The following is a 24,150-nucleotide window of genomic DNA, read 5'->3' on the forward strand; positions in this document are numbered from 1 at the left end:
TGAGAAACTGGTTGCGACAATGGATAGCTACATTCCAGAGCCAGTGAGAAACATTGACAGACCGTTCCTGTTACCGATTGAAGACGTATTCTCAATTTCTGGCCGTGGAACAGTAGTAACTGGCCGTGTTGAAAGCGGAATTGTTAAAGTTGGTGAAGAGGTTGAGATCGTTGGTATCCGTGATACTCAGAAAACAACCTGTACTGGTGTTGAAATGTTCCGTAAACTGCTTGACGAAGGTCGTGCAGGGGATAACGTAGGCGTATTGCTGCGTGGAACGAAACGTGACGATGTTGAGCGTGGTCAAGTACTGGCAAAACCAGGCACAATCAAGCCACACACAAAATTCGAAGCGGAAGTATACGTATTGTCAAAAGAAGAGGGCGGACGTCACACTCCATTCTTTAATGGATACAGACCTCAGTTCTATTTCAGAACAACAGACGTAACTGGATCATGCGAATTGCCAGCAGGCATCGAAATGGTAATGCCAGGCGATAACGTACAGATGGTAGTTAGTCTGCATTCGCCAATCGCTATGGATGAAGGTCTGCGTTTTGCGATTCGTGAAGGTGGCCGCACTGTTGGTGCTGGTGTTGTTGCTAAAATCATCGAGTAAAAATAATGAGTAACAAACAGAATATTAAAATCCGTTTAAAAGCGTTTGACGATCGATTAATTGATGCTTCAACACGTGAAATAGTAGAAACGGCAAAACGTACTGGCGCGCAAATTCGCGGGCCAATACCTCTTCCTACAAAAAAGGAAAAATTTACAGTATTGATTTCTCCGCACGTAAATAAAGATGCGCGTGATCAGTATGAATTGAGAACCCACAAACGACTGGTTGTTATTGTACATCCTACTGAAAAGACAGTTGATGCACTAATGAAACTGGATCTGGCTGCAGGGGTTGATGTTCAGATTAGCCTTGATGACGAGTAGAGTTTCCAGGCACAGAATACTAACGAGGTATTACAATGGCAATAGGGTTAATAGGCAGAAAGGTAGGAATGACTCGCGTCTTTACAGACGCTGGCGTTTCAATACCAGTATCTGTGGTTGAAGTACTACCAAATAGGGTATCTCAACTTAAAACAATAGAAACTGATGGTTATGTTGCAGTTCAGTTAACTGCCGGTGAGAAAAAAGCTAGTCGTGTGAATAAGCCACTGGCTGGGCATTTTACCAAAGCGCAGATTGATGCTGGTGATATGATTGGTGAATTTGATGTTGAGTCTGTAGATTCTTATTCTGCAGGACAACTTCTGTCAGTAGCAGATATTTTCAACGATGGTCAATTCGTTGATGTTTGCGGAACAAGTAAAGGTAAAGGTTTTGCTGGTACAGTAAAGCGTCACAACTTCCGTACCCAAGATGCTACGCACGGTAACTCGCGTTCACACCGGGTTCCTGGTTCAATTGGTCAAAACCAGACTCCAGGTCGTGTATTTAAAGGTAAAAAAATGGCTGGCCATATGGGTAACGTTAGAACCACAACACAAAGTCTTGAGCTTGTTCGTGTTGATGCTGAGCGTAATTTGCTGCTGATCAAAGGCGCAATCCCTGGTTATCCTGGAGCACGCATAAGAGTAACTCCAGCCACTAAGAAGAAAAAGGTAGGGGGAGAATAATGGAACTTACATTAAAAGACACCAATACTTCCTTGAACGTTAGTGAAGATGTTTTTGGGTATCATTATAACGAAGGTCTGATACATCAGGCTGTTGTTACATTCATGAATAACGCCCGAAGCGGTAACAGTGCGCAAAAAACACGATCTGAAGTTCGTGGTGGCGGTAGAAAACCCTGGAACCAAAAAGGTTCTGGCCGTGCACGTGCTGGTACTATACGTAGTCCATTATGGCGTACTGGTGGTGTGACGTTTGCCTCTAAAAAACGTGATTACAGCCAAAAGCTCAATAAAAAAATGTATAAAAGAGCGCTGCGTAGCATTCTTTCTGAGTTGAACCGTACTGGTAACTTGATAGTAGTAAATGATTTTGCATGCGATTCTCATAAAACAAAGGATTTCGTAGCAAAAATGAACCAGCTGGAACTGACAAACGCGTTAGTTGTAACGAATGAAATTGGCGAAAACGAATATTTGGGATCTCGCAATCTGTATAATTTTGAGATTTGTGATGTTGCTTCGCTTGACCCTGTTAGTTTGCTGCGTTTCGAAAAAGTTGTGATAACTGGTGATGCAGTTAAAAGCCTAGAGGAACAGTTACAATGAATGCTGAACGATTATTAATGGTTCTTCGTGAGCCGCATACCTCTGAAAAATCTACTGTGATGGCTGATAAATTCAAGCAATTCACTTTCAAGGTTTTGAAAACTGCTACTAAGCCTGAGATTAAACAGGCTGTAGAGCAAATGTTTAACGTTAAAGTAAAAAGCGTGTCAGTAATTACTGTAAAAGGAAAGCGCAAGCGCTTCAAACAATTGAGCGGAAAACGAAGTGACTGGAAAAAAGCCTTTGTTTCTTTGCAAGAAGGTTACGACATAGACTTTACTGTGACAGAATAAGGCAGATTGAAGATGGCACTATTAAAATCAAAACCAACCTCGCCGGGTAAACGAGGTGAGTTACGGGTTGTACACCACCACATTCATAAAGGCCAGCCTCACAGTGCGCTGGTTGAAAAAAAGAATAAAACTGGTGGTCGTAACAACCAGGGTCGAATTACTGTCCGACATATTGGCGGCGGTACTCGTTCTAAATATCGTCTGGTTGACTTCAAAAGAAACAAAGATGGTATTGAAGCGAAAGTAGAGCGTATCGAATACGATCCAAATCGTTCAGCATTGATTGCATTAGTTGTTTACAAAGATGGCGAACGGCGATACATTATAGCACCTGCAGGTTTACAGGCAGGCAACGTGATTATCAGTGGGGAAGATTCTCCCATTAGCACTGGTAACTGCTTGCCATTAAAAAATATACCAGTAGGTACAACAATTCATTGCGTGGAAATGAAGCCTGGTAAAGGCGCACAATTACTGCGTAGTGCTGGTTGCAGTGGCCAGCTTGTTGCAAAGGAAGGCGCATATGCAACAATCAAACTGCGCTCAGGCGAAATGCGAAAAATATTAGCTTCTTGCCGTGCCGTAGTAGGTGAAGTGAGCAACAGTGAGCATAACTTGCGTTCACTCGGTAAAGCTGGTGCCAAGCGTTGGCGTGGTGTTAGACCGACAGTTCGTGGTGTGGCGATGAACCCTGTAGATCACCCACATGGTGGTGGTGAAGGTAGAACTTCCGGTGGTCGTCATCCTGTTACTCCATGGGGTGTACCAACTAAAGGTTATAAGACCAGAAATAACAAGCGTACTGATCGATTTATTGTTCGGCAGCGCAAGAAGAAATAATTAGTATGAGGATATGAAATGGCACGTTCGATTAGAAAAGGTCCATTTGTCGATCAGCACTTAATGAAAAAAGTTGCAGAAGCTATCGAAAAAAAATCAAAAAAACCAATTAAAACCTGGTCACGCCGTTCAACCATTTTACCTGAAATGATTGAGCTGACCATTGCGGTTCATAATGGTAAAGATCATGTGCCAGTATTTATTACTGATAACATGGTTGGACATAAGTTAGGTGAGTTTGCTATGACTCGTACGTTTAAAGGCCATTCTGGTGACAGAAAGGCTAAAGGTAAATAAGAGGCGATTATGGAAGTTAGAGCAAAATTAAGTAATGCTCCTTTGTCTGCTCAAAAAGGCAGACTGGTAGCTGACATGATCCGGCGTAAAGGCGTTTCGCATGCCCTTGATATTCTGCGTTTTACCCCTAAAAAGGGTGCTGAGCTGATTCTGAAATTATTAGAATCAGCGATAGCCAACGCTGAGAATAATAACGGTGCTGATATCGATGACTTAAAAGTCGGTACTATCTGTGTGGATGAGGCTCCTACTTTAAAAAGAATAAGCCCTCGTGCCAAAGGTCGTGCTAATCGTATATGCAAGCGTACTTGCCATATTACAATCACCGTATCTGACGAGGTATAACGCAATGGGACAAAAAGTAAACCCAATTGGTATTCGTTTGCGCATAACTAAAGACTGGAATTCCAAGTGGTATGCCAATAAAAATTATGCTCAATTGTTGAATGAAGATATTAATTTAAGAAAAGAGCTCAAGAGGAAATTGATGTCTGCGGCAGTAAGTCGCATTCAGATTGAGCGTCCTGCAAATAACGCTATTGTAACCATTCATACAGCGCGCCCTGGTGTGCTTATTGGTAAAAAAGGCGGCGGCATTGAAGGATTACGTAGCGAAATAGCTGCCAAGCTGGGTGTTCCTGTACATCTGAATATTGAAGAAGTGCGTAAGCCTGAGCTTGACTCTACGCTGGTTGCAGAAAGTATTGCTCAACAATTGGAACAACGTGTTATGTTCCGAAGAGCTATGAAGCGTGCTGTAACTTCAGCTATGAAAGCCGGTGCGAAAGGTATCAAAATCTGTGTAAGCGGACGTTTAGGCGGAGCCGAGATTGCTCGTAGCGAGTGGTACCGTGAAGGCCGTGTGCCATTACATACTTTCCGCGCTGATGTTGATTATGGTACTGCAGAAGCAAAAACCACCTATGGAATCATTGGTGTTAAAGTATGGATCTTTAAAGGCGAAATTCTGCCGCAAAAGAACCGTAATGCTGAAAGCAGTAAGTGAGTGAGGATTTTTAAATCATGCTACAGCCTAAACGAACAAAATATAGAAAGCAGCAGAAAGGCCGCAACCGAGGTCTTGCTCTGAGTGGCTCAACAGTTTCCTTTGGAGAGTTTGCTCTAAAAGCAACTGAGCGTGGACGCTTGACTGCACGTCAAATCGAAGCTGCTCGTCGTGCTATGACTCGTCACATCAAACGTGGCGGTAAAATCTGGATACGTGTGTTTCCTGACAAGCCTATTACTCAAAAACCTTTAGAAGTCCGTCAAGGTAAAGGTAAAGGTAGCGTTGAATATTGGGTTGCCCAGATTCAACCAGGTAAAATCCTGTTTGAAATGGAAGGCGTATCACGTGAATTAGCGATGGAAGCATTCGACCTGGCAAAAGCCAAATTACCTTTCAAGGTAATGTTTGAAGATCGAAAGGTGATGTGATGAAAAAGAATGATGAATTAAGAAATATGTCTGCTAGTGAGCTTAACGATGAACTGCTTAGCCTCAGACGCGAGCAGTTTAAACTGAGAATGAAAAGAGCTAATGGAACGCTTGAAAAGCCGCACCTTATCACTCTTATCAGAAAAGCCGTAGCGCGTGTGAAAACTATTATCGCTGAAAAGGTTGGAAAGTAACATGTCGAATAGCGAAGCAAAAGGCAGAACAATGGTTGGCAAAATCGTTAGTGATAAAATGCAGAAGACCATTGTTGTTTTAGTAGAAAGAACCGTAAAACATCCGAAATATGGCAAAATCATGAAACGTAGAACTAAACTGCATGCTCATGACGAAAATCAGGTCGGAAAAATTGGAAATATGGTAAAAATACGTGAAACTCGACCTCTGTCTAAAACAAAATGTTGGGAATTAGTAGAAGTTATTTCCTAATATACAGCAATTGACTTTTAAAATACCAAAAGGGTTGATATAATCAGCAACCTTTTTCTGGTCGAATTTAGAGCTGGAGATTAAAATGATACAAATGCAGACGGTGCTCGATGTTGCAGATAACAGCGGAGCACGCAAAGTGATGTGTATCAAAGTGCTTGGTGGATCACACAGACGCTATGCTCGTGTCGGTGATGTAATTAAGGTAAGCATTAAAGATGCAATCCCGCGCAGTAAAGTAAAAAAAGGCGCGGTTATGAAAGCTGTTGTTGTTAGAACAAGGCAGGGTGTACGTCGAGATGATGGTTCGTTGATCCGTTTTGATGGTAATGCAGCAGTGCTGCTTAACAACCAAAATGAGCCCATCGGAACTCGTATTTTTGGCCCAGTAACCCGTGAGTTAAGAGAGCGATTTATGAAGATTATCTCTCTTGCCGCAGAAGTATTGTAAGAGGGTAAGCTATGAAACGTATCCGATCTGGTGATACAGTTATTGTTATCGCTGGTAAAAGTAAAGGCCATATAGGTAAAGTAACACGTGTATTTGGTGATTTAGTTGTCGTTGAAGGCGCTAACTTGATTAAAAAACACGTTAAACCTAATCCTCACCTTGAAATCAAAGGCGGCATCATTACAATGGAAGCACCATTCCATATTTCTAATGTTGCAATTTACAATCAAGATTCAAAGAGAGCTGACAAAGTAGGTTTCAGATTCATTGATAAAGATGGCGTATCTAGAAAAGTAAGATACTTTAAATCAACCAATGAGCTGGTCGACTTGGTCTAAATTAGGTGATGCAAATGGCAAGACTTAAAGAATATTATAAAAGCAATGTAGTCGACATGATGATGAAAAAATTCGGCTACAAAAGCGTTATGCAGGTTCCTCGTATTCTGAAGATTACCCTTAACATGGGTGTCGGTGAAGCCGTCGGGGATAAAAAAGTTATGGGCCATGCTGTTGATGACATGACTTTAATCGCTGGCCAAAAACCAGTGATTACAAAAGCCAGAAAATCAATTGCAGGCTTTAAAATTCGTGAAGGCTGGCCTATTGGTTGCAAAGTGACTTTAAGAAACGAGCGCATGTACGAATTTTTAGATCGTTTAATCAGTATTACACTACCTCGTGTACGCGATTTCCGCGGTCTGAATCCTAAATCGTTTGATGGAACCGGTAACTACAGCATGGGATTATCCGAGCAAATCGTGTTTCCTGAAATTGATTTTGATAAAACTGATGGTATACGTGGTTTGGATATCTGTATCACTACTAGTGCTAAAACCAATGCAGAGGCAAAAGCTTTATTAGAAGCATTTAATTTGCCGTTAAAAGACAGAGAAAAACATTAAAGAAGGGTATATATTGTGGCTAAAAGATCAATGCTCGAACGAGAAAAAAAGCGTTCCAGACTTGTAAACAAATATAGAGAAAGACGTAATGAATTAAAGGCAATCATCAAATCTTCGGATGATTTTGATGCCGTAATGGACGCTCAGTTGAAACTGACGAAGCTGCCTGTTAATTCAAATCCTGTTCGACATAGTACTCGATGCCAACAGTGTGGACGTCCTCATGCGGTTTACAGAAAATTCGGTTTATGCAGAATTTGCCTGAGACAGCAGTTAATGACTGGTAATGTTACTGGTGGACGTAAGTCTAGCTGGTAAGGAATCTATTGGAGAAAAAGTGTGAGTATGCATGATCCTATAGCGGATATGCTGACAAGAATCAGAAATGGTCAGCTAGCTAAACATCCGAGTGTTACCCTCAATTCATCCAAATTGAAAGAGGAAATTGCTCGGGTACTGAAAGAAGAAGGTTATATTGCAGATTACAGCGTAGAGACTTTGCAAAATAATTTGAGTGAAATGACAATTAACCTGAAATACTATCAGGGTCGCGCTGTTATCGAGCGTATTGCCCGTATTAGCCGCCCAGGGTTAAGAGTTTATAAATCATGTAAAGAACTATCATCTATCCCCGGTTTTGGAATAGCGATACTGTCAACATCTAAAGGTGTGATGACGCATGCTAGCGCTAAGAAAAACTGTGTTGGTGGCGAAGTTCTTTGTGAAGTTGCTTAATCGTAGCGGGGTATATTATGTCAAGAGTAGCTAAAAAGTCAGTTATACTACCTGCTAACGTTGAGCTAACAATCAATAAAACTGAAATGATTGTTAAAGGCCCTAAAGGTCAATTGACAAAGCATTACAATAAGCTGGTAAATATTTCTAAAGATGAAGCAGATTCAAAAGCGATTGTCTTTTCTCCTGCTTCAGAAGACGACCAAACTGGTTGGGCTCATGCAGGAACTGCAAGAGCGAACCTGCAAAACATGGTTATTGGTGTTACTAATGGTTTTGAAAGAACTCTCGAGCTTGTCGGCGTTGGTTACCGTGCACAAGCAAGCGGTAAAACAATTACTCTGAGTTTAGGATATTCACATCCTATCGAGTACGCATTGAAAGAAGGCGTTACTGCTGAGACCCCTAACCAGACGACACTTATTATCCGTGGCACTGACAAGCAAATTTTAGGTCAAATTGCTTCTGAAATACGTGCATTAAGAAAGCCTGAGCCTTACAAGGGTAAAGGTGTCAAATATGCTGGCGAGCGTATTGCGCGTAAAGAAGCCAAGAAGAAATAGGGTTTAAATATGAATAAACATTTAGCACGTAAACGACGTGGTTTAAAAACCAAGGCAGTTCAAAGATCTGCTAAAGCACGTCTGGTTGTTACTAAAAGTAGTCAACATACTTCTGTTCAACTCATAACTTTCGGTGAGAAGGGTGATGTTGTTCTGGCTGCATGTTCAACTTTAGAATCTGCGTTACGAGGCGCAAAAGGTACAAAAGTTGAAAAAGCTCAACAAGTAGGCAAACTTATTGCTGAACGTGCCAAAGCTGCCAACGTATCGGAAGTTGCTTTTGATCGATCTGGTCATGCGTATCATGGGCGCGTTAAAGCACTGGCTGAAGGTGCACGTGAAGCTGGTTTGATTTTTTAAGGAATGGCAATGGCATTTGATGAAAATAAAATGAGTGATGGTTACCAGGAAAAACTGGTATCAGTTACTCGAACTGCAAAAGTAGTTAAAGGTGGCCGCGTATTCGGTTTTGCTGTTCTGGTTGTTATCGGAGACGGTAAAGGTCGTGTGGGTTATGGTCGTGGTAAGGCTCGGGAAGTTCCTATTGCTATACAGAAAGCGATGGATCAAGCTAGAAAGAACATGACTTATATTCCTTTAAATGGTACAACTATTCATCACGAAATTACCTGGAATTATGGCGCTTCTAAAGTATTTATGAAGCCTGCCAGCGAAGGTACCGGAATTATTGCCGGTGGCGCGATGCGTGCAGTACTTGAAGTTTTGGGCGTACAAAATATTCTGGCAAAAAGTATTGGTTCTACCAACCCAAGCAATATTGTTAGAGCAACAATCGGTGCATTGACTAATATTGGTACTCCAGACTACGTCGCTGCGAAACGCGGTAAAACCGTTGAAGAAATTATGGCAGAGTAATTATGAGTAAAAATATTAAAATTACCCTCGTTAAAAGCACTATAGGGCGTAAGCCAAAGCATATCGCAATTGTCCGTCAATTGGGTTTAGGTAAAATGAACAGTTCAGTTGTTCATGCTGACATTCCTGCGATACGTGGTTTGGTTAATGCTGTGAGTTATTTATTACACGTCGAGGAGTGTGCGTAATGAATTTGAATACACTATCTCCGGATCCAGGTTCAAGACCAGCCAAGAAGCGTCTGGGACGTGGTATTGGTTCCGGCCTTGGTAAAACAAGCGGTAAAGGTCATAAAGGTCAGAAAGCGCGTGCTGGTGGTTTCCACAAGATCAATTTTGAAGGCGGTCAGATGCCAATTCAGCGTCGTCTTCCAAAAATGGGTTTTAAATCCCGCACAAGACGTTATGCTGATGAAGTGACATTAAGTGAGTTAGCGTCAATTCAGGCTGATGTAATTGATTTTGCTACCTTGCGTGAGCATGGATTGATTAACAGTGCTGTTCGTGATGTTAAAATCATCCTGTCCGGCGAAATTACCAGCCCAATCAAAGTGAGAGGCCTGCGTGTTACTAAAGGTGCGCGTGCAGCTATCGAACAGGTTGGCGGCAGTGTAGAAGACTGACTATGACTATCCATAAGCAACCAGCTAGCCAATCTAAAGGTGGATTGGCTGAGTTAAAAGCCAGACTACTTTTTGTAGTACTCGGCATACTAGTTTACAGGCTCGGTGCTCATATTCCAGTTCCAGGACTTGATCCGCAGAAACTCGCCAATTTTTTTGGCGAACAGCAAAATACTATATTTGGTCTGTTTAATATGTTTTCTGGTGGAGCACTTTCTCGGGTAACGGTGTTTGCTATTGGGATTATGCCTTATATTTCAGCATCGATTATTATTCAATTGTTCGCTGTTGTTTCACCCAAGCTTGAGCAATTGAAGAAAGAAGGCGAGTCCGGAAGACGTAAAATTAACCAGTATACTCGATACCTGACTCTGGTATTATCGATATTTCAATCGTTGGGTATGGCCAGATGGTTGGCTGGACAGCATATAGCGCTTAATCCGGATTTCTTTTTTTACTTTACCTGTGTCGTTACTCTGGTAACCGGGACAATGTTTATAATGTGGCTTGGCGAACAGATTACTGAAAAGGGTGTTGGAAATGGTATTTCCCTCATCATCTTTTCCGGAATTGTCTCAAGCATGCCAGGCGCCATTGCTTCTGTATTCCAGCAAGTACGCGAAGGGCAAATGCAGGCCCTGACACTGATTTTAATTGCAATAATAGTGGTATTGGTCACTGGTTTTGTAGTCTTTATGGAAAGAGCACAGCGCCGCATTAGAGTAAACTATGCGCAGCGCACTCATGGCCGTAAAGTGTATGCTGCACAGACAAGCCATTTGCCTTTAAAAATTAATATGTCAGGTGTAATACCGCCTATCTTTGCATCAAGCATCATATTGTTGCCAGCTACACTGGCTCAATTTTTTGCTAAAAGCAAGGGTATGAGTTGGCTTTCTGACGTTGGTATGGCGCTCTCTCCAGGGCAGCCCCTGTATCTTATAGTTTACGCGGTAGCGATCCTGTTTTTCGCTTTTTTCTACGCTGCTTTGGTATTTAATCCAAAAGATACTGCAGATAATTTGAAAAAATCAGGTGCGTATATTCCTGGAATACGTCCAGGTGAGCAGACAACACGGTACATCGATTCTGTAATGACAAGACTTACATTGATCGGTGCCCTTTATTTAGTGTTAGTTTGTTTATTACCGCAAATTTTAATGTATACCTGGCATGTACCTTTTTATTTTGGCGGAACTTCACTGTTAATTATAGTTGTTGTGATTATGGATTTTGTTGCGCAGGTTCAAGCGCACTTAATGACACAACAGTATGATTCATTGATGAAAAAGGCCAATTTCAAAGGCACTAAATTGCCTGGTCTTTTATGATTATTATCGGAGTTATGAATGAAAGTTAGAGCATCAGTAAAACGCCTTTGCCGTAATTGCAAAATTATTAAGCGCGATGGCATTGTACGTGTAATTTGCAAAGAGGCACGACACAAACAGAAGCAAGGATAAATCCTTGCTTGATTTTGGATCAATAAAATAGTATTCTTCTGTCCCTTTCTGGCAGAGCAAAATAACGTACGGAGAGATTAATGGCTCGTATTGCAGGTGTAAACATACCGGATAACAAACATGTCGTCATTGCTTTGACGTCAATTTATGGAATTGGCAAAACAACATCGCTCAATTTGTGTAAAGTAATAGGAATTGAGCCCTCAACCAAAGTGTCTCAACTTTCTGAAGAGACTCTGGAAGCTTTGCGTACGGAAATTGCAAAAATGACTGTTGAAGGTGATTTACGCCGTGTTGTGACTATGAATATCAAGCGTCTGATGGATCTTGGTTGTTACAGAGGTTTGCGTCATCGTCGTGGCTTACCACTGCGTGGACAGCGTACAAAAACTAACGCTCGTACACGTAAAGGCCGTCGTAAGGGCACAACTAAATAATTATTGTAGGAAAGTAAGATGGCAAAACAACAAAAGACACGTAAAAAAGCACGACGTATGGTCACCGATGGGATCGTTCACGTTCATGCTTCATTCAATAATACAATTGTAACTTTTACTGATCGCCAGGGTAATGCTTTATGTTGGGCTACTGCCGGTGGTTCGGGCTTCCGAGGTTCACGTAAAAGTACGCCTTATGCTGCGCAGATTGCTACCGAGCGTGCTTCAGCAGTGGCAAAAGAATATGGCGTTAAATCTGTAGCGGTTTTGGTGCATGGTCCTGGACCTGGTCGCGAATCTACTATTCGTGAATTAATCGCACAAGATTTTAAAATTGTTGAAATTACTGATGTGACGGGTATACCGCATAATGGCTGTAAACCACCCAAAAAACGTCGCGTTTAAGAATCAGGAGTAATTAATGGCTAGATATCTTGGTCCAAAGTGTAAATTATCACGACGTGAAGGTACGGACCTTTTTTTAAAAAGTAATGTTCGTGATCATAAATCAAAATGTAAATCTGAAACTCAGCCAGGTCAACACGGTGCCAAAAAGCCACGTCTGAATGACTATGGTCTGCAGCTCAGAGCAAAACAGCGAATTCGCAGATATTATGGCGTGCTTGAAAAGCAATTCCGTAATTATTATAAAAAAGCTGCAAGCCAAAAAGGATCTACAGGTGAGAACCTGATGATTCTGTTAGAGCGCAGACTTGATAATGTCGTTTACCGTTTGGGATTTGCAAGCACTCGTGCTGAAGCAAGACAGCTGGTTGCTCATAAAGCGATTTTGGTTAATGATCAGGTTGTTAACATTCCATCGTATTTGGTTAAACCAGGCGATGTGATTTCTATCCGTCAAAAAGCGAAATCTCAAGGCCGTGTTTTAGCTGCTGTTGCTTTATCAGAGCAAAGAGCGGCTTGCGACTGGTTAACAGTTGATTCCAGTGCTTTAAAGGGAACGTTTGCTTCTTTACCAACTTTGAGTGACTTGACATTCGATTTTAACGTCAACCTGGTTGTGGAACTTTACTCTAAGTAAGCTCGGAGACTTGCCGAATGTATACTGAAATAAATGAAATGCTGACACCATCCGTTTTAAAGGTGAATAGTGAATCGAGAAATCATTCCAAAATCGTTCTTGAACCTTTAGAGCGTGGATATGGTCATACTCTTGGGAATGCATTAAGACGCATTCTTTTATCGTCCATGCCAGGATGGGCTGTTACTGAAGTTACTATTGCTGGTGTATTGCACGAGTACAGCACCATTGAAGGTGTACAGGAGGACGTAGTTGACATCCTGCTTAATCTGAAGCAATTGGCAATTCGTATCGGCTCTGGTGAAGAAGCAACCCTGACTCTGAATAAAGTTGGGCCTTGTGTTGTAACGGCAGGCGATATTGAGTTGTCGCAGGATCAGGAAATTGTTAATCCTGAACTGGTAATAGCAACTTTGAATGAAAATGGTAAGCTTGAAATGACGTTAAAAGTAGAGCGAGGAATTGGTTTCCATTCTACTGAGACACGTCCTGGGGCTTTTGATGAAGAGGGTACTCATAAATCTGTAGGTAAATTAAAGTTGGACAACAGCTTTTCGCCTGTCAGTAAGGTAGCTTATTTTGTTGATAGCGCTCGTGTGGAAAACCGCACAAACCTGGATAAATTGACTATCGATCTTGAAACTAACGGAACACTTGATCCGGAAGAAGCGATACGAATTTCAGCTGCTATTTTACAACGACAGCTTCATGCTTTTGTTGATATGAAATTTGAAGAGTCAAGAGCTGATAATAAAGAGCGTAATGATTTTGATCCTGTATTGTTGCGTCCGGTTGATGATCTTGAATTAACAGTTCGATCAGCTAACTGTCTGAAAGCCGAAAATATCTATTTTATTGGTGATCTGGTACAGAAAACTGAAAATGAATTGCTTAAAACACCAAATTTAGGTAAAAAATCCCTGACAGAAATTAAAGATGTACTTGCGTCACGCTCGTTATCGCTGGGGATGAAACTTGAGAATTGGCCGCCATCAAACCTTGGCGATTAATATTTAGGAGTACTATAAATGCGTCACCGTAACTCAGGCCGAAGATTTGGCCGAACCAGCAGCCATAGAGAGGCAATGTTTCGTAACATGTCTTGCTCTCTGGTTGAGCATGAACTCATTAAAACGACTTTGCCTAAAGCAAAAGAATTGCGTCGTTTTATTGAGCCATTAATTACTGTAAGTAAATCTGACTCAGTAGCTTCACGTCGTCATATTTTTGATCGCTTACGTTCTAAAGGCGCGGTAGGCAAATTATTCACGGTTTTAGGCCCACGTTATGTTGAGCGTCCAGGCGGTTACCTGCGCATCCTGAAATGCGGTTTCCGTGAAGGCGACAATGCACCAATGGCTATTGTCGAGTTGGTTGACAGACCAATGGCAAGCGATGATGCTGACGAATAGGCACTAATTGCTTGAATAAAACCCGCTCATGAGGCGGGTTTTTTTTAATACGCACATAGAAATGGAGTGTTGGGCTGTGAAGCTCAATACTCCATTGCCGAAAAGCTTGAAAAATAGGCTATAGTAATTATACTAAGCCCTTATAATAGCTAACCATGACAAACAAAATTCTATTAGCCGCTTTACTTGCTATGTATACGCTCAGCAGCTATGCCATGCGGTGTGGTACATCTTTAGTTTTAGAAGGGGATAGTAAATACTCTGTGCAGAACAAATGCGGTGATCCCCTTGCCAAAGATGTTTATCACGATCCGGTTTATATCTATAATGAATTCGGATACGCAGTTGGGATGACAACAAACAATTTTGAAGTTTGGACTTACCAGGAGTCGCCTAATGAGTTTCGTTACCAATTATTATTTCAGGACGGCGAGTTGAAATCAATTCGTACCAATCGTAGCTTTTAGCTGGGGTGTTGGGTCAAAACGAGCAGATTTCTCATTGTAAAAATGTAGGTTGGGTCATTTTGACCCAACAACTCGATCTGCAATTAAGCCGGATAGCTGGCGTTACGAACAACAGAAAAAACGGATTCATACTGCTGATAAAGCTCGGGATTATTTGAATACTCCCGAGCACGGCCTAATAATGTGATCGCAGTATCCAGTTGTTCTTCAAAGTTGTGCAACCATTGAGATTTATCCTCGCTATGCTCTAAGCCATGTGAGATAGCGTTTATTATCTGCTCGGTCAGCAGACTGGCAATGGTCTCATTCTGCAGATAATCGATTTGGGTCTTCTGTTGAGTTTTTTGCAGCTCACTCTCAGGTGCCTTACCGCTATCATCGATTAAACGCAAAAACATTATCTGATAGAATAATTTCGCTAATTGCCTGCTTTCCAACTGTAATAAAGGCTTAAGATGGCTAGGCATTGATGATTTCTGGATTGCCAGGCTATTGCGTGAGGCAGAGCTGATTAGTCCATTATATGGTTTACAGCAAAGCGATAATAAATATTTTGCTAAAGTATGCAGTCCTGCAAAATCAACTGGCAATCCCAGAGGCGCCAGAATCGTCGAACCTTCTCCACAATGATTTTTATGGCCGTGTTGAGCGTCATTAACTGACGGTCTGGCTATGTCATGTAATAATAAGCTGATTACCAGATCCTTCGGCAGTCCAACCTGAGCCGCAATTTTTCCAGCCTGGAGGGCGTGCTCTCTTTCGGTAACATTTTCCTGATCGCAGGTTTGCTCATAGGGTTTCTGAGCTAACTGATTATTGAGCACATCAATTATCAGACCAATGTAACATGCAATTTTAGTTTCCAGATTTTGGGCTGGTTCTGGCAAACAGCTTAAACTGGTCTGATTTACCGGTAGAATTGGATGTGGTGCGGTTAGCAAGACCGTGATATCGCTTTCAAGGGCAACCCGGTTAATTTGCGGATGCTCTTTGAGAAAATCGATAGCTGAATATTCGCATGCAGCAATTGGGGCGCAGTAACCTGCTTGTTGTAACAGGAACAACAAGTCATTAAAGGCCGGAAAACAGCTGAAATAATCCATTAACTTCACGTTACCCGGTAAAGCAGGATTATGTGAATGCGATGTAAAGAATCTGTTACCAGATTGGGTTTGTGGCGCTTGCAGCATGTGGGTCTTCTATTTCTTAAGCAATGGCGCCAGTGTACTCAGATTTAGAGTTTGTTGTCACGAGATTCTTTAGGGAAGCATGGAAAACGTCAAAAAACTAAAACTATTAAGAAGATAAGATTTTTTTACTATGCTGTGCTAATGTTAATTATAACAGCATCACAGGAATGCATGCAGTGAATATATGGCGACAGCTTGCGGGAACATTACTATTATCTTCTATTTTGATTACTCCAGCCCAATCACAACTCAATGCTGGCGTAATCTTTTTTGACCCACCGTTGGTGATATCGGCTACCCAGGGATTTAATATCGATATGCTAAATCGTATCTGTAGCGGCATGCAGCAGCAATGCAATATTGTACAGCTTAATCTGGATGAGGTGTTTCCTGCGCTGGATGAGGGTAAAATAGATTTTTTTATGGGAGTATTTATATCGCCTGAGCGCGCGCGCAAGTACATTTTCAGTATTCCCTATATGCTCAGCCAGGGGCTCTTTATTACTTCATCCGCAAAAAATTATACTTCGGTTAGCCAGCTTAAAGGCGCGAGGGTTGGTATTATCACTGAGGAAGGCGCAGCTGGTATTTTCCATTCGTATATTCGAACCAATTACCCTGATTTATTTACTCTGGTTGAATATAAAACGACTCAGGATGTGATCAATGCCTTGAACAATCAGGACATTGATGCTGCAGTAATACACGCCACCGCAGCGAATTACTGGGTACAGAACAGCAGCGGTAATTTAAAAAATATTGGTAACGCATTTACTTTAGGGGATGGTGAAGCTGCAATAGCTTTGCCGAGCCAGAGAGATTTAATCAGAAATATTAATGTACAAATTGAAAAAATTGAAAATGATGGCGACTATATTGAGATTTATAATAATTATTTTGCAAATAGTATGTAGAGCAGCCACGAAATTTAAATACGTCTTTGCGAATGAAATGAATAGAGCCTGGTTGAGTGTCGGGTTGTAAAGCCCAACACTCCGTATCCAGAACGAAAAGGGCAGGATTAAAACGGAATATCATCATCCAGTTCTTCAAACGCATTTGGCGGCGCAGATGAGGATTGAGCAGGCGCTCTACTGGCTGGCGGCTGTTGCTGGCCATAAGCCGGTGGAGCTTCGTCATAATTACTGCTTGAGCCTGGGCGGCTGTCCAGCATCTGGATATCGCTGGCTACAATCTCGGTTGTGTAGCGATCCTGGCCCTGTTGATCTTGCCATTTACGTGTACGCAGACTGCCTTCAACATAAAGTTTTGTGCCTTTGCGGACGTATTCACCAGCAATTTCACCCAACCGGTTGAAACAAACGACACGGTGCCATTCGGTTCTTTCCTGTTTGTCGCCCGTCTGCTTATCCTTCCAGGCTTCACTGGTTGCTACAGATATTGTTGCTACAGCGCTGCCGTTAGGTAAATATCTTACTTCGGGATCGCCGCCTACATTACCCACGAGGATAACTTTATTAATTCCACGCGCCATTATAGTCTCCTGTATGCGATAGTTGATAGAGGATTATACCCAATAAACTTGAAAATGCTATGCTTTGGTTAATCGCATTGTCAGCGCAATAATAAGCCAAATCAGCCCTAGCGCCGCGTTCGCAAAGAAAATGCCATTGATGCCTGATAATTGATAAAGTAAGCCTGCAGCCGAGCCACCGGCAAATATGCCAAGAAACTGACAAGTTGAGTAAACGCCGATTGCCGTTCCCTTACTGTTTTTGTCCGCTTGACGCGAGATTAAGGATGGCAGATTAGCTTCCAGAAAATTAAAAGCGATAAAATAACCGGTCATCAGCAAGCAAAATGCCGGCCAGGCGTTATTATAAAACGCCAGTAAAAACTGGCACAGGGCAGTGAGGCCGACAGTCGCCAGGAAAATCACTCTGGTTTTATGCATCTTTTCAGCCAGCAAAATCAGCGGCAGCATGGCAATAAATGAAAAGATCATAAGCGGCAGGTAAAAATGCCATTGCTGGGAAATTATACCTTGATTAACGGCCTTTTTTAACAGGAAAGGAATTGCATAGAATGTTGCAGTTAAAATGGCATGCTGGAAAAAAATACCGGCATTAAGCCGCTGCAGATTTTTATTTGTCAATACAGGCTTCAACAGGACAGCTTTGGTTTCACTGTCGGCATGAAACTCTTCCCGTTCCGGATTAGGAATTACAGTGTGTAGTAAAACCAGGCCGGCTATTGCTAAAAACAGGGTCAGGATAAAAATGCCTGCCAGGCCATAGTGGTGGGTTATAGCCGGACTTATCACCATCGCCAGACTAAATGACATGCCAATGGTCATGCCGATAACAGCCATTGCTCTGGTTCGTTGTTGCTCAGTGGTCAGATCGGCAAGCAACGCAATCAAAACGCTGCCGACTGCACCCATTCCCTGTAGAATTCGGGCGATAATCATCCCATAAATTGAGTGCGTCAGTGCGCCGACCAAACTGCCGATAGCAAACAGAGTAAGCCCAATTGTAATCATTTTCTTTCGGCCATAACGATCGGACCATAAGCCGAAAGGCATTTGCAAAATACCCTGGCTTAAACCATAACTGCCCAGTGCAATGCCGATTAAAGCCGGAGTGGCGCCAGACAGGCCCTCGGCCAACACTGAAAAAACGGGGATAAGCATAAACAAACCGAGCATGCGGAATGAGAAAAGCGCAGCAATAGGAAAAACACTATTTGACCAGGTTGATTTCATTAAAGTCTGATTGTGATGCAAGAAAATATTGTGATGGTACAAAGTTGACGACATTGAGACAAGTTATTTATGTACTTTATCGCAATTTTGTGACCTTGCCCGAGGCTATAAAGTATGTTAAAAGTCAGCCCAACACACGTTAATTGAGGTAAATAATGAGTCAACCTTTTGCAGGTAAAACTGCTCTGATTACGGGCGGAGCCAGAGGCATAGGCAAAGCAACTGCATTAAAGCTGGCTGATGCCGGTTGTGATGTGGCAATCGTCTATTACAACAGTTCTGATGAAGCAATGATGCTGGTTGAAGAAATCCAGAGTAAAGGCAGAAAAGCCATTGCCATTCAGGCAAATGTGGCTGATCACGAGTCTGTGAAGGAAATGTATCAGCAGTTTAAAGAACATTTCAACCATCTTGATTTTCTGGTTAGCAATGCGGCAAGCGGTGTATTAAAACCTGCACTGAAAATGTCCACCAAGCACTGGCGCTGGTGCCTCGAAACCAATGCGCTGGCATTGAATCACCTGGTATCGGAAGGTTGCGATCTTATGCGTAAGGGCGGCAGGGTAATTGCGCTGTCAAGCCTCGGGGCACAACGGGCAATTCCTAATTACGCTTTTATTGGCGCCTCCAAAGCGGCGCTGGAAGCCCTGGTACGTTCATTAAGCCTTGAAATGGCTGCCTATGGCGTTACCGTAAATACAGTGTCTGCCGGTGTGGTTGATACTGATGCCCTGAAACATTTCCCCAACCGTGAACAATTGCTGGATGAATATCAGTCACGCTCACTGGGCGGCCGGCCGTTAATGCCTGCGGATGTTGCCAACGCCGTTTATCTGCTGTGCCTGCCGGAGGCAGCAATGATTACCGGACATACTTTGTTTGTGGATGCGGGTTATAGCCAAATCGGCTAGCTCACGGTCAAAAAACTGTGGTATACTCCGAGCCTTAAATTTTTAGCGAGTTCTGAGGATAAAACATGAATGTAGAAAGCGTTTACCCGAAAGTCAGGGAAATTATCGCTGATGTACTGGTTATTGATGAAGACGAAATTGCCCTGAATAGCCGGTTAATTGCTGATTTGGGGGCTGAATCAATCGATTTTCTGGATTTGGTATTTCAACTTGAAAAAGAGTATGGCATTAAGATCCCGCGCGGTCAATTGGAAAAAAATGCCCGCGGCGCTCTGGCTGAAGACGAATTTGAAAAAGGCGGCGCATTAACGCCAGATGGTATGGAAGCATTAAAAAACTACCTGAGTGAAGTGCCTGCCGAACATTTCAAGGCAAATCTGAAGGTCAGCGAAATTCCCATGCTGTTTACTGTTGAGACGTTCTGCAAATTAGTAATCAGCGCTGTTAACGAAAAAAATGCTGAAACAGTAGCCTGATGCGCTTTTTATTTGTAGACCGTATTCTGGAAATGATCCCCGGTAAATTAGTCCGGGGTATAAAACATATCACAGCAGATGATGTGTATCTTACCAGTGACCATCGGGGCTATGCCTGTTTTGCGCCTTCCCTGATTGGTGAAACATTGGGGCAGCTTGCTGCCTGGAATGTTATGCTGTCTAATGATTTCACTCGCCGGCCAGTTGCCGGCGTCGTTTCCAGTGCCCGTATGCATAGACCTGCCTACGTGGGTGATATGCTATTGCTTGAGTCGATTATCGATGAGCTTGATGGACAGGCGGTGCAGTACCATAGTACGGCTTGGGTTGGCGGTGAGGAAGTGTTCTCGATTGATGGGGCGCTCGGACCGTTGTTGCCAATGGCGGACTTTATTGACAGCGAACAAATTCGCGCCCAGTTTGCTGAAATTGATCGTGCCGGCGACTGGCAGACTGCCAGTCAGATTCCAGCTGCTCAGGAGCTAGTTCCGTTTAGCCAGATTGCCATGCATATCCCATTGCAGTTTGATCGCGTGGTTCAATGTACGCCTGGCCAATCAATCAGCGCCGAAAAACGGGTGACCCGCAGCGCGGCCTATTTTCCGGATCATTTTCCCCGTAAACCGGTGTTGCCAATGACGGTGTTGCTGGAATGTAAGCGTAATCTTGCGCAAACTTTTCTCCAGAAATCGGGGTTGGCGGATAATTATCAGGTCAGTGAACTGCGCAAAATAAAAATGAATGAATTTGTAATGCCGGGCGATGTTGTACAAAGCCATGCGGTAGTCCAACAGCATAATGAACAGGAACTTGTCCTGCGTTATCGCAGTGAAGTCAATGGCAAGCGAGTCTGTGTCGTTGATGCGGTAATGACTGCAAGAGGGTAAAAATAATGAGTAAAAGACGTATAGCTATAACCGGGTTAGGTGTTGTATCGCCGCTGGGTCATGACACCCGTTCAACATGGCAGAACCTGCTTGCAGGTCATTCCGGGATTGCCGGGATTCAGCAATTTGACGCATCTGCATTTCCAACCCGGATTGCGGCGGAAGTTAAAAATTTTACTCCAACTGTGGCTGCGACGGGCAGGCACAACCGTTTCGCAATGGCATTTACTCAATATGCCCTTGAAGCCGCGCAACAGGCTTTTGACGATGCAGGGATCATGCCGCAGAAACATGATGCCAGGCGTTGGGGCGTTGTCGCCGGAAGCGGGATGATGACCGCTGAATTTGAATACCTGCAGCGCTTTCAACAAACCTGCGCCGCCGAGGGCACGCCGGATTGGCAGCAACTTCAGCAACACACGAATTCATTTTACCGATTGGACGATTTTGGCAAGACGACCTCAAACTCCGGACTGTCTTTATTAATTCAGCAATTTGGCATTGAAGGCTATGCGACTTCTGTACATACCGCATGCGCTTCCGGCGGCCAGGCATTAGGGCTTGCCATGCAGGCGATTCGCCGCGGCGAGGCTGATTTTATGCTGGCAGGCGGTTTTGACTCCATGATTAATCCGCTAGGCTTATCAAGCTTCTGCCTGTTAGGCGCCTTATCCACTTATAACGATACGCCAACTACCGCCAGCCGCCCATTTGACAAAACCCGTCATGGCTTTGTCCTGGGTGAAGGGGCTGCGTTTTTGATTCTGGAAGAATGGAGCAAGGCCAAGGCACGCGGCGCGAAGATTTATGCCGAGCTTGCCGGCGAAGGCAACTCGTTAAGTTCCTATCGGATTACCGATTCTCATCCTAACGGCGATGGCGCCATTCAGGCAATTGAACGGGCTATTCGTGATGCGGGAATTTCTGCAGGCGATGTTGATTATATCAACGCGCATGGTACATCCACCAAGATGAATGATTTGAGTGAAACCAATGCAATTAAAGCTGTTTTTGGTGAAAGCGCCTATCGCTTGCCTACCAGCTCTACAAAAAGCCAGACTGGTCACCTGATTGCAGCAGCCGGCGCTTTGGAAGCAGTACTGTCGGTTCTATCCATAGAGCATGCCCTGATTCCCCAGACTGCCAATCTGACAACCCCTGATCCGGATTGCGACCTTGATTATGTCACTGAAGGACCTCGGGAAAAATCATTAGGGGTGGTATTATCCAACTCATTTGGATTTGGCGGCTCTAATAGTTGCTTACTATTTAAACACCCTGAATTTGGAGATGCAGGCAATGAGTAATCGCGTCTTTATTACCGGCTTAAGCGCACTGACGGCTTGCGGCGAAAATGCTGATCAGACCTGGGATGCAATACAGGCTGGCACTTCAGGTATTGCTGAAATCAATCACTGGGATTTAACCGATTGGCCTACCAGGCTCGGTGGAGAGTTGAAAAATTTTCAGCCGGCGAAAATGTTGCCTGATCGTAAATTGATAAAAGTCATTTCCCGTCAGGATGTGATGGGAATCAATGCTGCGGTTCAGGCGGTAGAGCACAGCGGCATGATTGCTTATCGCGATAGTCTGGCTGACAGTACCGGATTTAATGACAATACCGGCGTTTATGCAGGCTCTCCTGGCAACAAGTATTTTCAGCAATATGATTTCCTGCCGTTGCTGGCCAAGTCCAATGGCGATATGACGCGTTTTGCCGAGCAGTTATTTGATGAAGTACACCCCATGTGGCTACTGCGTATACTGCCTAATAATGTGTTGGCTTATACCGGGATAACCTATGGTTTCAAAGGTCCTAACCACAATGTAACCAACCATGCCGCTGGCGGCACGCAAGCTATTATCGAGGCATACCATGCTATTAAAAGCGGACAGGCTGAGCGGGCGGTTGTCGTTGCTTACGACATGGGAATAGAACCACAGGCAATGTTTTATTATGATCGCCTGGGAGTACTCAGCGGCCGTCATCTAAAGCCTTTTGATAAGGATCACGATGGTACGATTCTGGCTGAAGGGGCGGCTGCTTTAGTCCTGGAGAGCGAAGCAAGCGCCCGGGAGCGTAATGCCGTGCGCTATGGCGAGATTGCCGGCGGTTTTTCAGCAAGTGAAAATGCTGGTTTGTTCTCGTTGGATAATAGCGGGGAGGCACTGGCTGGCGTAATTGAAAAAACGTTGGCAGGACTCGAAATTTCTGCAGCGGAAATTGACTTGATTGTATCCCATGGTAATGGTAATAAGGCTTCTGATGACAGTGAAGCTTATGCGATTAATTCATTGTTCGGTGGCTATAACACACCCGTCACTGCTTTTAAATGGTCTATGGGGCATACTTTGTGTACCTCGGGCGTGCTTGACACGGTATTGACCGCCTATTCCCTGCGCAACCGTTGTATTCCTGGAATTGCTAACCTTGAGCAGAAGTCGGCGTCTGCTTCAACGCTGAATATTAGCGCAAGTAACCGCGAATTAGCTGACAAGATAAACCACGCGGTTATGATTAATCGCGGTTTTGCCAGTATGGATGCCTGTCTGGTGATCAAATCCTGTGAATAATGACACGGTAGAAAAAATCAATCAGCTGCGAGTGAGCTGGGCGGGCCGTCTGGTGCACCGCCTGTTGCCGTACCGAAAAAAAGTCGTAATGGCCAATATCGAGCAAGTGTTTGGGGAGCAGTTAAATCAGACGCAGAAAAAGCGGCTGGCTCAGGCGTTTTATTCGCATTTGGCAACTTCAATAAAAGAAGCTGTGCAATTGCGCTTTATGAGTGAGGCGCGCTTACGTGATCTGGTGGAAGTGCGGGGCCATGAGCGGTTGCTGGAAATCGCTGCGCAAAATCAGGGTGTTCTGGTTTTAACTGGTCATTTTGGTAATTGGGAATTTGCACCGATTGGCGGCATTTTGAATTTTAAAGAATTTCAGGGCCAGTTCCATTTCATACGCCGTACGCTTGGTAACAAAACGATAGAGCGGATTTTATTCCGCCGTTATTATCAGGCTGGTTTAAATGTTATTCCCAAAAAAAATTCGCTGCAGCAGGTCTGCGATGCTTTGGATCAAAATCACGCTGTTGTTTTTGTACTGGATCAGCATGCGTCATTAGTTAATCGTGACGGGGTCGCTGCTGAGTTTTTCGGTAAAAAAGCAGGAACCTATCGCAGCCTGGCCAGTTTTGCCCGCCATACCGGGGTGCCGGTTGTGCCGGCAGCGGGTTATCGTTTACCGGATGGCCGTCATGTTCTTGAGTTTTTTGAACCAATATATTGGCAGGAACATGAGAATACGCAGGATGCGATCTATCATAATACGCTTGCTTATAATAAAGCGCTTGAAAAGATTATCCTGGCTCATCCTGAACAATGGATGTGGCTGCATAAACGCTGGAAGTTGAAGTAGTTAATTAACTATCCAATTGGC

The 24,150-nt window shown here is 43.5% G+C and carries 40 protein-coding genes; 37 read left to right on the plus strand and 3 right to left on the minus strand.

What is annotated here, in order from left to right:
• The 30 genes from ACFORL_RS05835 to ACFORL_RS05980 form a co-directional block, all read left to right on the plus strand.
• Window positions 1-619: EF-Tu C-terminal domain-related protein (locus ACFORL_RS05835; RefSeq protein ID WP_382342004.1), on the plus strand; the 619-nt coding region annotated here is incomplete at its 5' end.
• A gap of 5 nt (window positions 620-624) precedes the next feature.
• Window positions 625-945, plus strand: coding sequence for a 30S ribosomal protein S10 (gene rpsJ, locus ACFORL_RS05840; protein WP_382342028.1), 321 nt, complete (start codon window positions 625-627; stop codon window positions 943-945).
• 35 nt (window positions 946-980) lie between these two features.
• A complete protein-coding gene (rplC, locus tag ACFORL_RS05845; protein ID WP_382342030.1) occupies window positions 981-1,634 on the plus strand; it encodes a 50S ribosomal protein L3 in 654 nt (217 codons plus the stop codon).
• Window positions 1,634-2,239 carry a 50S ribosomal protein L4 gene (gene rplD / locus ACFORL_RS05850; RefSeq protein WP_382342033.1) on the plus strand — a complete coding sequence of 202 codons (606 nt, stop codon included), beginning with the start codon at window positions 1,634-1,636 and terminating at the stop codon, window positions 2,237-2,239. The genes rplC and rplD overlap by 1 nt, the downstream gene beginning before the upstream one ends.
• A complete protein-coding gene (rplW, locus tag ACFORL_RS05855) occupies window positions 2,236-2,532 on the plus strand; it encodes a 50S ribosomal protein L23 (protein ID WP_382342035.1) in 297 nt (98 codons plus the stop codon). The genes rplD and rplW overlap by 4 nt, the downstream gene beginning before the upstream one ends.
• A gap of 12 nt (window positions 2,533-2,544) precedes the next feature.
• Window positions 2,545-3,372, plus strand: a complete 828-nt coding sequence (gene rplB / locus ACFORL_RS05860; RefSeq protein ID WP_382342037.1) for a 50S ribosomal protein L2 — start codon at window positions 2,545-2,547, stop codon at window positions 3,370-3,372.
• A gap of 18 nt (window positions 3,373-3,390) precedes the next feature.
• Window positions 3,391-3,669, plus strand: a complete 279-nt coding sequence (gene rpsS, locus ACFORL_RS05865) for a 30S ribosomal protein S19 (RefSeq protein ID WP_382342039.1) — start codon at window positions 3,391-3,393, stop codon at window positions 3,667-3,669.
• Between the two features lie 9 nt (window positions 3,670-3,678).
• Window positions 3,679-4,014, plus strand: a complete 336-nt coding sequence (gene rplV / locus ACFORL_RS05870; RefSeq protein ID WP_382342041.1) for a 50S ribosomal protein L22 — start codon at window positions 3,679-3,681, stop codon at window positions 4,012-4,014.
• 4 nt (window positions 4,015-4,018) lie between these two features.
• On the plus strand, window positions 4,019-4,675 hold the full coding sequence (rpsC, locus tag ACFORL_RS05875) for a 30S ribosomal protein S3 (protein WP_382342043.1): 657 nt from the start codon (window positions 4,019-4,021) through the stop codon (window positions 4,673-4,675).
• 17 nt (window positions 4,676-4,692) lie between these two features.
• Complete coding sequence (rplP, locus tag ACFORL_RS05880; protein WP_382342045.1) at window positions 4,693-5,106, plus strand: 50S ribosomal protein L16; 414 nt, start codon at window positions 4,693-4,695, stop codon at window positions 5,104-5,106.
• Window positions 5,106-5,300 (plus strand): 50S ribosomal protein L29, encoded by a 195-nt coding sequence (rpmC, locus tag ACFORL_RS05885; protein ID WP_382342047.1) that lies wholly within the window; start codon window positions 5,106-5,108, stop codon window positions 5,298-5,300. Before rplP ends, rpmC begins: the two co-directional genes overlap by 1 nt.
• 1 nt (window position 5,301) lies before the next feature.
• Window positions 5,302-5,553, plus strand: a complete 252-nt coding sequence (gene rpsQ / locus ACFORL_RS05890) for a 30S ribosomal protein S17 (protein ID WP_382342049.1) — start codon at window positions 5,302-5,304, stop codon at window positions 5,551-5,553.
• 85 nt (window positions 5,554-5,638) lie between these two features.
• Window positions 5,639-6,004 carry a 50S ribosomal protein L14 gene (rplN, locus tag ACFORL_RS05895; protein WP_382342050.1) on the plus strand — a complete coding sequence of 122 codons (366 nt, stop codon included), beginning with the start codon at window positions 5,639-5,641 and terminating at the stop codon, window positions 6,002-6,004.
• 11 nt (window positions 6,005-6,015) lie between these two features.
• The gene (gene rplX / locus ACFORL_RS05900) at window positions 6,016-6,342 is read left to right on the plus strand and encodes a 50S ribosomal protein L24 (protein ID WP_382342052.1); all 327 of its coding nucleotides are present in this window, start codon (window positions 6,016-6,018) and stop codon (window positions 6,340-6,342) included.
• Window positions 6,343-6,356: 14 nt separating this feature from the next.
• A complete protein-coding gene (gene rplE / locus ACFORL_RS05905) occupies window positions 6,357-6,908 on the plus strand; it encodes a 50S ribosomal protein L5 (RefSeq protein WP_382342054.1) in 552 nt (183 codons plus the stop codon).
• A 15-nt stretch (window positions 6,909-6,923) separates the two neighbouring features.
• Window positions 6,924-7,226, plus strand: coding sequence for a 30S ribosomal protein S14 (gene rpsN / locus ACFORL_RS05910; RefSeq protein ID WP_382342056.1), 303 nt, complete (start codon window positions 6,924-6,926; stop codon window positions 7,224-7,226).
• A 27-nt stretch (window positions 7,227-7,253) separates the two neighbouring features.
• Window positions 7,254-7,643 (plus strand): 30S ribosomal protein S8, encoded by a 390-nt coding sequence (gene rpsH, locus ACFORL_RS05915; protein ID WP_449280259.1) that lies wholly within the window; start codon window positions 7,254-7,256, stop codon window positions 7,641-7,643.
• 17 nt (window positions 7,644-7,660) lie between these two features.
• The gene (rplF, locus tag ACFORL_RS05920; RefSeq protein WP_382342060.1) at window positions 7,661-8,206 is read left to right on the plus strand and encodes a 50S ribosomal protein L6; all 546 of its coding nucleotides are present in this window, start codon (window positions 7,661-7,663) and stop codon (window positions 8,204-8,206) included.
• A 9-nt stretch (window positions 8,207-8,215) separates the two neighbouring features.
• Window positions 8,216-8,566, plus strand: coding sequence for a 50S ribosomal protein L18 (rplR, locus tag ACFORL_RS05925; protein ID WP_382342062.1), 351 nt, complete (start codon window positions 8,216-8,218; stop codon window positions 8,564-8,566).
• 9 nt (window positions 8,567-8,575) lie between these two features.
• The gene (gene rpsE / locus ACFORL_RS05930; RefSeq protein WP_382342064.1) at window positions 8,576-9,082 is read left to right on the plus strand and encodes a 30S ribosomal protein S5; all 507 of its coding nucleotides are present in this window, start codon (window positions 8,576-8,578) and stop codon (window positions 9,080-9,082) included.
• A 2-nt stretch (window positions 9,083-9,084) separates the two neighbouring features.
• Window positions 9,085-9,270 (plus strand): 50S ribosomal protein L30, encoded by a 186-nt coding sequence (gene rpmD / locus ACFORL_RS05935; RefSeq protein ID WP_382342066.1) that lies wholly within the window; start codon window positions 9,085-9,087, stop codon window positions 9,268-9,270.
• The gene (gene rplO / locus ACFORL_RS05940; protein ID WP_382342068.1) at window positions 9,270-9,704 is read left to right on the plus strand and encodes a 50S ribosomal protein L15; all 435 of its coding nucleotides are present in this window, start codon (window positions 9,270-9,272) and stop codon (window positions 9,702-9,704) included. Before rpmD ends, rplO begins: the two co-directional genes overlap by 1 nt.
• A 2-nt stretch (window positions 9,705-9,706) precedes the next feature.
• Complete coding sequence (gene secY / locus ACFORL_RS05945; protein WP_382342069.1) at window positions 9,707-11,035, plus strand: preprotein translocase subunit SecY; 1,329 nt, start codon at window positions 9,707-9,709, stop codon at window positions 11,033-11,035.
• A gap of 18 nt (window positions 11,036-11,053) precedes the next feature.
• Window positions 11,054-11,167, plus strand: a complete 114-nt coding sequence (gene rpmJ, locus ACFORL_RS05950) for a 50S ribosomal protein L36 (protein ID WP_382342071.1) — start codon at window positions 11,054-11,056, stop codon at window positions 11,165-11,167.
• 80 nt (window positions 11,168-11,247) lie between these two features.
• Complete coding sequence (gene rpsM, locus ACFORL_RS05955) at window positions 11,248-11,604, plus strand: 30S ribosomal protein S13 (protein WP_382342073.1); 357 nt, start codon at window positions 11,248-11,250, stop codon at window positions 11,602-11,604.
• Window positions 11,605-11,622: 18 nt separating this feature from the next.
• A complete protein-coding gene (gene rpsK / locus ACFORL_RS05960; RefSeq protein ID WP_382342075.1) occupies window positions 11,623-12,009 on the plus strand; it encodes a 30S ribosomal protein S11 in 387 nt (128 codons plus the stop codon).
• A 16-nt stretch (window positions 12,010-12,025) separates the two neighbouring features.
• Window positions 12,026-12,646: a 30S ribosomal protein S4 gene (rpsD, locus tag ACFORL_RS05965; RefSeq protein ID WP_382342078.1), complete on the plus strand. Its 621-nt coding sequence runs from the start codon at window positions 12,026-12,028 to the stop codon at window positions 12,644-12,646.
• A 17-nt stretch (window positions 12,647-12,663) separates the two neighbouring features.
• Window positions 12,664-13,656 carry a DNA-directed RNA polymerase subunit alpha gene (locus ACFORL_RS05970; protein ID WP_382342080.1) on the plus strand — a complete coding sequence of 331 codons (993 nt, stop codon included), beginning with the start codon at window positions 12,664-12,666 and terminating at the stop codon, window positions 13,654-13,656.
• 18 nt (window positions 13,657-13,674) lie between these two features.
• The gene (rplQ, locus tag ACFORL_RS05975; protein ID WP_382342082.1) at window positions 13,675-14,058 is read left to right on the plus strand and encodes a 50S ribosomal protein L17; all 384 of its coding nucleotides are present in this window, start codon (window positions 13,675-13,677) and stop codon (window positions 14,056-14,058) included.
• Between the two features lie 155 nt (window positions 14,059-14,213).
• On the plus strand, window positions 14,214-14,525 hold the full coding sequence (locus ACFORL_RS05980) for a DUF2845 domain-containing protein (protein WP_382342084.1): 312 nt from the start codon (window positions 14,214-14,216) through the stop codon (window positions 14,523-14,525).
• 83 nt (window positions 14,526-14,608) lie between these two features.
• Here ACFORL_RS05980 and ACFORL_RS05985 read toward each other — a convergent pair whose 3' ends face one another.
• Entirely contained in the window at window positions 14,609-15,715 is a 1,107-nt protein-coding gene (locus ACFORL_RS05985; RefSeq protein ID WP_382342086.1) for a hypothetical protein, read from the minus strand.
• A gap of 176 nt (window positions 15,716-15,891) precedes the next feature.
• Between ACFORL_RS05985 and ACFORL_RS05990 the strand changes: the two genes are divergently transcribed.
• Entirely contained in the window at window positions 15,892-16,629 is a 738-nt protein-coding gene (locus ACFORL_RS05990; RefSeq protein WP_382342088.1) for a transporter substrate-binding domain-containing protein, read from the plus strand.
• Between the two features lie 107 nt (window positions 16,630-16,736).
• On the opposite strand, the gene ssb is transcribed toward ACFORL_RS05990, so the two are convergent.
• Both ssb and ACFORL_RS06000 read right to left on the minus strand, forming a co-directional pair.
• Window positions 16,737-17,210 (minus strand): single-stranded DNA-binding protein, encoded by a 474-nt coding sequence (ssb, locus tag ACFORL_RS05995; protein WP_382342090.1) that lies wholly within the window; start codon window positions 17,208-17,210, stop codon window positions 16,737-16,739.
• Window positions 17,211-17,267: 57 nt separating this feature from the next.
• Window positions 17,268-18,440, minus strand: a complete 1,173-nt coding sequence (locus ACFORL_RS06000) for an MFS transporter (RefSeq protein WP_382342092.1) — start codon at window positions 18,438-18,440, stop codon at window positions 17,268-17,270.
• A 155-nt stretch (window positions 18,441-18,595) separates the two neighbouring features.
• Between ACFORL_RS06000 and fabL the strand changes: the two genes are divergently transcribed.
• The 6 genes from fabL (at window position 18,596) to ACFORL_RS06030 (ending at window position 24,129) form a co-directional block, all read left to right on the plus strand.
• Window positions 18,596-19,351, plus strand: a complete 756-nt coding sequence (fabL, locus tag ACFORL_RS06005) for an enoyl-[acyl-carrier-protein] reductase FabL (protein WP_382342094.1) — start codon at window positions 18,596-18,598, stop codon at window positions 19,349-19,351.
• A gap of 65 nt (window positions 19,352-19,416) precedes the next feature.
• Window positions 19,417-19,827 carry an acyl carrier protein gene (locus ACFORL_RS06010; RefSeq protein WP_382342095.1) on the plus strand — a complete coding sequence of 137 codons (411 nt, stop codon included), beginning with the start codon at window positions 19,417-19,419 and terminating at the stop codon, window positions 19,825-19,827.
• Window positions 19,827-20,714: a 3-hydroxyacyl-ACP dehydratase FabZ family protein gene (locus ACFORL_RS06015; protein WP_382342097.1), complete on the plus strand. Its 888-nt coding sequence runs from the start codon at window positions 19,827-19,829 to the stop codon at window positions 20,712-20,714. Before ACFORL_RS06010 ends, ACFORL_RS06015 begins: the two co-directional genes overlap by 1 nt.
• A gap of 5 nt (window positions 20,715-20,719) precedes the next feature.
• Entirely contained in the window at window positions 20,720-22,021 is a 1,302-nt protein-coding gene (locus ACFORL_RS06020) for a beta-ketoacyl-[acyl-carrier-protein] synthase family protein (protein WP_382342099.1), read from the plus strand.
• Window positions 22,005-23,288 (plus strand): beta-ketoacyl-[acyl-carrier-protein] synthase family protein, encoded by a 1,284-nt coding sequence (locus tag ACFORL_RS06025; protein ID WP_382342101.1) that lies wholly within the window; start codon window positions 22,005-22,007, stop codon window positions 23,286-23,288. Before ACFORL_RS06020 ends, ACFORL_RS06025 begins: the two co-directional genes overlap by 17 nt.
• On the plus strand, window positions 23,281-24,129 hold the full coding sequence (locus ACFORL_RS06030; protein ID WP_382342102.1) for a lysophospholipid acyltransferase family protein: 849 nt from the start codon (window positions 23,281-23,283) through the stop codon (window positions 24,127-24,129). The genes ACFORL_RS06025 and ACFORL_RS06030 overlap by 8 nt, the downstream gene beginning before the upstream one ends.
• Window positions 24,130-24,150: the final 21 nt, after the last annotated feature.

The sequence above is a fragment of the Legionella dresdenensis genome (assembly GCF_042649825.1).
Lineage (GTDB): Bacteria > Pseudomonadota > Gammaproteobacteria > Legionellales > Legionellaceae > Legionella_C > Legionella_C dresdenensis.